This is a genomic window from Streptococcus sp. 27098_8_103 (assembly GCF_041432345.1).
GTDB lineage: Bacteria > Bacillota > Bacilli > Lactobacillales > Streptococcaceae > Streptococcus > Streptococcus mitis_BV.
This window is the reverse complement of the sequence record NZ_JAPVZK010000047.1, coordinates 1-7,927: the sequence shown is the minus strand read 5'-3', so window position 1 is coordinate 7,927 and position 7,927 is coordinate 1. Positions and strand designations below refer to the sequence as shown.

Sequence of the window (7,927 nt, the reverse complement as noted above, 5' to 3'; positions counted from 1 at the left end):
GATTTTAACTGGGTCTTTCTTACCTGGGGTTGTTAAGTCTGGAATGTTTTCAACATTTGTGACCTTGCCACCTTCTGGAATCTTGATGCCTTTTGTGTAGTCCTCTGGCGTTAACGGAGTTTTCGTTACTGGAGTTTCAATTTCCTTAACAGGTGTTACGTTAACTGGAACATCCACTGTTGTTGTTTTTCCATTTGGTAAGGTAACAGTTACTTTAACAGGATCTTTTTTACCTGGGGTTGTTAAGTCTGGAATATTTTCTACATTCGTTACTTTTCCACCTTCTGGTACTTTAACATATTTAGCAATATCCTCTTTTGTTAAAGGTGTATTTGTTACTGGTGTTTCGATTGGTTTCGGTTTAGCTTCTACCACCTTAATCGTTGCCGGAACTTCAACTAATACATTTCCATTTTTATCTTTTACAACAACCGTTACTGGTTTATCCCCAACAGTTGTTGCATCAAATGGTTCTTTTTGTCCTTCTGGAACTTTGTATTCAAATGTTGAACCTTCTGGATAATCACTTGGAGTAATACTGTCTCTTGCTTGAGGTTTCTCAGTTGGATTTACAGGGATTAATTGTTCTTTACCTTCCACTACTTTAACTTTAGCAGGAACTTCAACAAGCTTATCTTCCCCGTCTTTTGCTTCTACAATAACATCTTTTTCGCCTGGTGCTGTTGTATCGACTGGATTTTTATAGTTGAATGTTATTCCATCTGGATATTGTTCAGGATCAATACTCTTAGATGCATCTGGTTGTTTGTTTGATTTATCGACCGGCACATATTGTGTCTTAGGTTCTACGACCATCACTTTTGCAGGGACTTTTGCAATAACCTTATCTCCAATTTTTGCTACTACAACAACATCTTTTTCGCCTGGTGTTGTTGTATCTACTGGAGTTTCATAAGAAAACTCTGTCTCTTTAGGGAATGCTTTAGGGTCAATACTTCCTTCAACAGCTGGTTGTTTGTTATCCTTATCTACTGGGACAAATTGTGGATAGCTTTCAACAACTCGTACAGTTGCAGGAACTTCTGCAATAGGATTACCTTCTTTATCTTTGACAATGACATTGACTGTGTAATCACCCGGTTTTGTAGTATCCACTGGAGATTTTGGATCATATTCAAATGTTGAACCTTCTGGATATTCTGTTTTATCAATACTGTTTTCTGGATTTGGTTGTTTATTGTTTTCATCCACTGGAACAATTTGTGGAACGCCCTCTACAACAGTTACAGGGACTTTAACTGTTGTAGTTAATGGTGTATCTTGTCCAGGAACTGTGTACTTAACAGTTACTTCTACTTCAGTATCTTCTGTTAAGTCTGGCACTGTTACTGGAACTGTTTCATCAACAGTAACTGTTGCACCTTGAGGCAATTTCCCTTTAAATGTTGCATCTTCGATTGCTTTTTTAGCTTTAGCTAATACTTTTTCTTTAGCTTTTTCTTTGTCACTATTTTTAGCAACTAGAATTTCTTCAGCTTCTGGTTTTGGTAATACTGTTACTGGTACTTTCACTTGTTCTGGATCTTTAATTCCTTCATAAGTTACAGGGACCGTTACTTCTTTCTTACCTGTTGTTTTTGTTAGGTCTTCTGGAATTGCAGGATTACCTTTTGTTCCATCAGTTCCTGGTGTTACTGCATCTTGAACAGTTTTAGCTTCTACTGTATCACCTTCGAATACGACAACGTTACTTGATGTTGAACCTACTACCGTTACTGGTACTGGTACTTCGCTAGTTTTAACTACATTACCATCTTTTACATACTCTACAACTGCTATTGCTGGTGCTTGTTCTCCAGTTGCTGTTGTTGCTGGTACTGTTTCTGCTTTAACTTCTTTAACTCTTACAGTTACACCAGCTGGTAATTTGCCAGTTGGAACTGCATTAGCTGCTTCAACTACTTTCGCTTTAACAATTTCTTCTAATCCAGTACTATCTTTAAGAACTGTTACTCCTGTTGGTTCTACTTTTGGTAAAACAACTACATCAACTTTAGTTTCTACAGGGATTGTTTCAGTTCCTTTTGTATAAGTTACTGTTGCTGGCACTTCTAATGTTTGACCTGCTTTACCTGCAGTCGTTGGGATATCTGTAATATCATTTTTAGTCGAAGTAAAGCCGTCTACAGCTGTAGGGTTTACTTTTTCTTTCAACTGATCATTTGTTACTGCATCATCTTCAACTGTATACAATTTATTCGTTTCTTGATCTTTTACAGTAATTTTATAAGTAGTTGAATTCACAGCAGTGTCTGCACCTTTATTTGTTCCAGTATCCGTTTCAGTATCTGCAGTAACGACATTTCCGTTACTATCTTTTACTTCAACTTTAACTGTGTAAGTACCTACTTCTGATAGTAGATGAGCTTTTGCTTGTTCTAAATCTGTATATTCTGATTGTTGCCCTGATGGTGATGTTACAGTTACTTTAGTTATAGTTGTTTCTTTTTTAGGTGATGTAGTTGCATCATCTTCTGTATCTCTAATTGTTACTGCAGCTGATGCTTGTTTCACTAAGTCCACTGTGGCACCTTTTACTGTAGTATAAGAAGTTGAAGTTGCTGTTGGAGCATTATTTAGAATTGATGCCTTATCATCACTTTCAGCAATGCTACCCTTAACCAAACCAGTAAATCCAGATTCTGTTCTAATGTTCCAGAAATTTCCTTCCTTAGTGGCAGTAACTCTTGAATTATCAGATGATGTCCAAGTTTGAGTTACAGGATTGTATTCAACAACAACAGCATTTCCCTCTTGATTTTCTGTATTTAATCTTGGAACAACTGTTTTATCTCTCCTTACTTCATTAACACTTACTATTTCATCGTTAGCTTTATAAGTTCTAGTATAAGAGTAGATGTAATAATTTATTGTTCCATCAGTCTGTACTTCTGTAAAGACTTGTCTCTTAGTTAGTTTATAACCGCCGTCCGGAGTTGATTCTTTTACTTCTCTATAATTCTTATCAAGCTCCCAATTACCTGTCGTTTCATCTAAACGAGCTTTATGCACACCAGATTTATCTGTTAAACTCACTTCATTTCTCAATAAAGTAGCTTTAACATTTTCAGTTATTGCTTTGGCACTAATTGTATCAGTAGAAGCGTCCTTCGTATCTTCTTCAGAAACCGGAATATTAATTTCAGAACCTACTTGTCCTAATGCAGTGCCTTGAACAGCTTTTTCATTTGTTGTACCAGATGCAACTACCCATTGTCCATCTCTAACCTCAAGCTTCGTAATTTTACCATTAGGTAATTTTACTTCCGCAGTTGAAGCTCCATCTGATATTGTTACTGGTATAGTTGTAGCATAAGCATGAACGTTTTTCACCGTAATTGTTGGTTTTACAACAACGGTAATATATTTCTGAACTTCATGTCCCGAATGAATCCATGTAGAATCTGATCTTTGTGTTGTATTGTAATCCTTAGCATATACTGATACTGTATAAATACCCGCTGTTGTGGCTGTCCCAGACAATTTACCCTTACCATAAACTGATTGATCACCATTTTCATCAGTTTCGACTGGAGTTCCATCTTGAGCTAAACTATAGGAGATACCTGGAATAGAAGTCTTCGTTCCATCCAATTCACCAGCTTTTTTAGTAGTAGCATAACCAGCTAACCCAGAAACAGCTTGTCTGAATTGTTGATTAGGAATTGTTACAACTTTTCCACTTGCTAATTTATAATTAACTCTTTGTCTGTCTCCAGAAAAATTAGAACCTGCGTCATCTTTATATGAGATATCAATGTTTACATTCTTCCCTACTTGTGTTTCATACGCATCATCTGAAACTTCTAATCTCGGTGGTTTTGAATCTTGCCATGCGATCCAACCAGATCTTAGATTTTTAAACTCCATACTAACAATTTGATGTGTTTTTTCATTCTCTGCTTCAACAGTAAACCTTAGATCTTGTACACCATTTTGAACATTCGAAACAACTCTACCTTGAATAGAATCGCTCTCTTTATCGTAAATCAAACCACTTGGCAGATTAGTTGGACTTATTGATTTTATTTTCCAACCCGCTTCCTTAGCCTTATCTGTCACAGCAAATCGGTTTGATATATTTGGGATATATGCACGATCTACTCCTTGTTCATAACCCATCTTATAAATTTCTGTCGCCAAAAATTCATAAGCTCCAGAGCTTCCAAAAACTGTTGCAGGATTGTTTGAGATACTATTACCATCAGGTTTTAACTTATTTCTCCATAGTTTAGCTTCTTCTTGTAATTTTTGAACCTGTTCTTTTGAAAGTGGGTAATCCATTCTACCTGGAGATGTAACTGGTTGTCCATTTACTGTTGACATTGCTACTGGGTTTTCTTGTTTACCAGTTCTTTGAGAAGAATACATCTCAATTTCTAAATCAGTGGGAGCGTTTCCAGTTCCTTTTACTTCTATATCTCCTGCATTACCACCTGCTATCGCAATAACTTTATTTTTCCTTCTCGAATCATTTTCAGGTATAGCTACGAATGTGAATTTATCAGTTCCTGTTGTAGTTGTATCTGGAACTGTAGTAGTATTGCTTTCATTAACAATAAACGTATCTGCTCTAAAACCACTTTCCCCATTACCTGGGATAGCTTTTCCATTACGAGGATCTTGATTTTTAGTTTCCTTTTCTTCTGTTGTTTCTGATTTGATACTGTTCAAAATGACAAGGCTACTTGAAAGTTGTTTAGCAAGTGCATCAACTTTTTCCTGTGTTTTTGTATCATCGTTTAAAAGTTCTTTTGCTTTATTAACCAAATTTTTAGCATCATCAATAACTGATTTTGTTTTCTTGCCTTCGGTTAATTGACTTAATCGACTTTCAGCTTTAGCAACTAAATCTTCTAACGATGCTGTATTAATAGCAACTTTTTCCGTCACTACCTTTGGAGTTTCAACTTCACTGGCTTGTTTGTCAGCAACAGACTCTTTTACAGAAGTATTATTTTGTCCATCGGGCTCTTTAGCAGTAGCAGATGCTTGTCCAGTAACTTCCTTAGAGGGTTCCGAGGACTCATCACTTACATTTTGAGGATTTTGAACTTTTGTAGGTTCTGGATTAGTTAGTTGTTCAGCCGCTTGGACGCTTCCTCCACCAAGGAAAAACAATCCAGTAGCTACAGCCACACTAGCCGCACCAAAACTAACCTTACGAATACTGTAACGTGTGAATTTCTCCACTTGCGATTGGCGAACATGATGCCCTTTGGGTTTAAACATTCCCTTACTCCTTTTTTCTGATAATTATCAGTTAATATATTTAAGAAGGCTAAATAAAAAGCCCCCCTAAAATATATAGGCATATTTTAAGAGGTTACACATCATTATACTCTTTTTTTTCCTATAAATCAAGCATTTTCATGTATAGTCGCTAAAGTAATTTCACAAACTCCTATTTGTGGTAAGCCCTTACAAAAATAAAATTTATATTACTTTAGAGATTTTCTATATTATTTGATTGTTCATGTAATTTGATTATAAAAAGGAACTTTCTGATATTTTTTATTAGGTCTTCATTGAGTTTTAGCTATTAATAAGGGATTACAGAATGAAGCTAGATGCACAAGATCTGCCCAAAATAGCTAAAAAATTTGGAAGTTACTCCTACTTTATAAAATAAAATCTATAAAAAAACAAAGCCCAGTTTTAAAGATAAAACTAGGCTTACTATTGATTTTATTTTCCTTCTTTCACTTCTTTGGTTGCCACATCTTCTCCAAACCATTTCTGGCTAATCTCTTGGAACTTCCCTTCTTGGTATAGTTGAACAAAAGCTTGGTTTAAAGCTTGGAGTAATTTTTTATCTGCAGGTCTAACTCCGACCGCAAAAGATTCACTTTCAAATCCAGCTGAAAAGACATTATAGTCATTTAATATCCCCTCAGACTGAAGATAGTAATTAGCATACACTCGGTCAATCAACAAGGCATCAATTCGATCATTCTTCAAATCAATCAAGGCTTCATTGAAACTCTGGTACTGATTGGCCTTCTGGTCTTTAACACGATTTTTCAATAATTCTGGCTGGGCTTCAAAGTCTAGATAACCAGAGGACCCAGCTTGAGCTCCCAAGGTCTTATCCTTCATATCCTCTACTGAACGAATTTGCTGACTTTTCTTGGCAACCAGAACTTGCTGATTTTCCATATATGGAATGCTAAAGGCAACTTTCTCTCGGCGTTCATCAGTGGCAGAATAGCCATTCCAGATGGCATCAATGGTCCCATTTTGCAGTTCCGTCTCCTTCATATCCCAGTCGATGGGTTGAAATTGAATCTTAAAGCCTAATTTTTCAGAGACAGCTTGTGCTAAGTCAATATCAAAGCCTGTATATTGGCCATTCTTTTCTTCAAAACCCATGGGTACAAAGGTATTGTCAAAACCAATAGTAATGGTCCCCTGCTCTTGATATTTATCCCAGTTATCCTGCTTTGGATCACTAGCCTTTTGAGTACAAGCTGTTAAAAAAAGAGTCAGGAGAGAAACCAATACTAAAGCAATTTTCTTATTAGTCATTGGCACCTCCTACTTGGGCTCAACCTTGAGAATCTGATCTGCGATATTTTCAGCGAATTGTAAATCGTGGGTAACCACAATCTGCGTCATCCCAAGTTCCCTATTTTGCAAGATCAATTTTTCCACTTCCAAGCGCAATTCTGGATCCAGAGCAGAAGTTGGTTCATCGTAGCCAATGATTTCTGGGTCAATCATCATAGCACGCGCCAAGGCCACCCTTTGCTTTTGCCCACCAGATAGTGAGAAAGGATAGGCATCTGCGTGCCCTGCCAGTCCCAACTGTTCCAGGAGCCCACACGCCTTCTTCTCAGCCTCTTGCTGCTTCATTCCCATGGTTTTTACGGGCGATAAGGTCAAATTATCTAGAACTGATAAATGAGGAAAAAGTTGAAAATCTTGGAATACAAATCCCAGTAAATTCCGCTTCTCTAGTTCATCCAGTTCTAAAGATTCTCCATTATAAAAGATTTGCCCTGAATCAATGGTTTCAAGACCCGCAAGCATACGTAAGAGGGTTGTCTTACCTCCACCAGAAGGTCCAACGATAGCTAGGATTTGCTTTTCAGGAATTTTTAGACTGAAATTGGATAAAATTTGCTTTTCACCAAAGACTTTATTGATATTTCGTAATTCTAACATGGCAGCCTCCTATCTATAGTAACTGTACTTCTTCTCAACTTTTTTGGCAAGAATGGTCACAATCCCAATCAAAATCAAGTAAATGGCTCCTGCTAAGAACATTGGAACCAGACTAGCATCACGGTTTGCAGCTGTTCGACTAGCCAAGATAAGGTCTGAAATACCTAGAGCATAGATCAGAGAAGTATCCTTGACCAAACTCATGACTTCGTTAAAGACACTGGGAAGAACAATCTTGGTCACTTGGGGCAAGATAATATAGCGTACTGTGTCAAAAGGACTGAATTTCAAGACCTTAGCAGCCTCGTATTGACCTTTAGGAATGGTATCAATCCCTCCACGGAAGATTTCAGCAAAGTAAGCCGCATAATTCAACACAAAGGCAATGATAGCCGCAGGAAGACGGTCCAAACGAATCCCAATACTTGGCAGCACATAATAGATAAAAATCAATTGCAAGAGCAAGGGTGTGCCCCGCATAATCCAGATATAAATGTTAATCAGATGATGGAGGAGCTTCCAATGGACTTGTAAGGCAAAGGCAATCAAAACGCCCAAGGGAATAGAAAAAATCAAGACCAGTGCAAAAACCTGCAAAGTCATACTTGCACCGCTCAATAAACTCGGTAATATCTCAAACAAATAAGACATACTGCACCTCCTAAAAATAATTGTTCCTATTATAGCATAAATAAACAAAACAACCAAGAATTTTTGTAAAAAAATTCTCTTTAAAAAA

4 protein-coding genes are annotated in these 7,927 nt (G+C 37.0%); all 4 read right to left on the bottom strand.

The window, feature by feature from the left end; translation table 11 throughout:
• Nucleotides 1-5,253 (bottom strand): YSIRK-type signal peptide-containing protein (locus O3599_RS09640; protein WP_371512719.1); only part of this gene is annotated, 5,253 nt, incomplete at its 3' end.
• A gap of 456 nt (nt 5,254-5,709) precedes the next feature.
• On the bottom strand, nt 5,710-6,549 hold the full coding sequence (locus tag O3599_RS09635) for an amino acid ABC transporter substrate-binding protein (protein WP_371512717.1): 840 nt from the start codon (nt 6,547-6,549) through the stop codon (nt 5,710-5,712).
• Nucleotides 6,550-6,558: 9 nt separating this feature from the next.
• Nucleotides 6,559-7,188, bottom strand: coding sequence for an amino acid ABC transporter ATP-binding protein (locus O3599_RS09630; protein ID WP_020902749.1), 630 nt, complete (start codon nt 7,186-7,188; stop codon nt 6,559-6,561).
• Between the two features lie 9 nt (nt 7,189-7,197).
• Nucleotides 7,198-7,839 (bottom strand): amino acid ABC transporter permease, encoded by a 642-nt coding sequence (locus O3599_RS09625; RefSeq protein WP_371512716.1) that lies wholly within the window; start codon nt 7,837-7,839, stop codon nt 7,198-7,200.
• Nucleotides 7,840-7,927 lie beyond the last annotated feature (88 nt).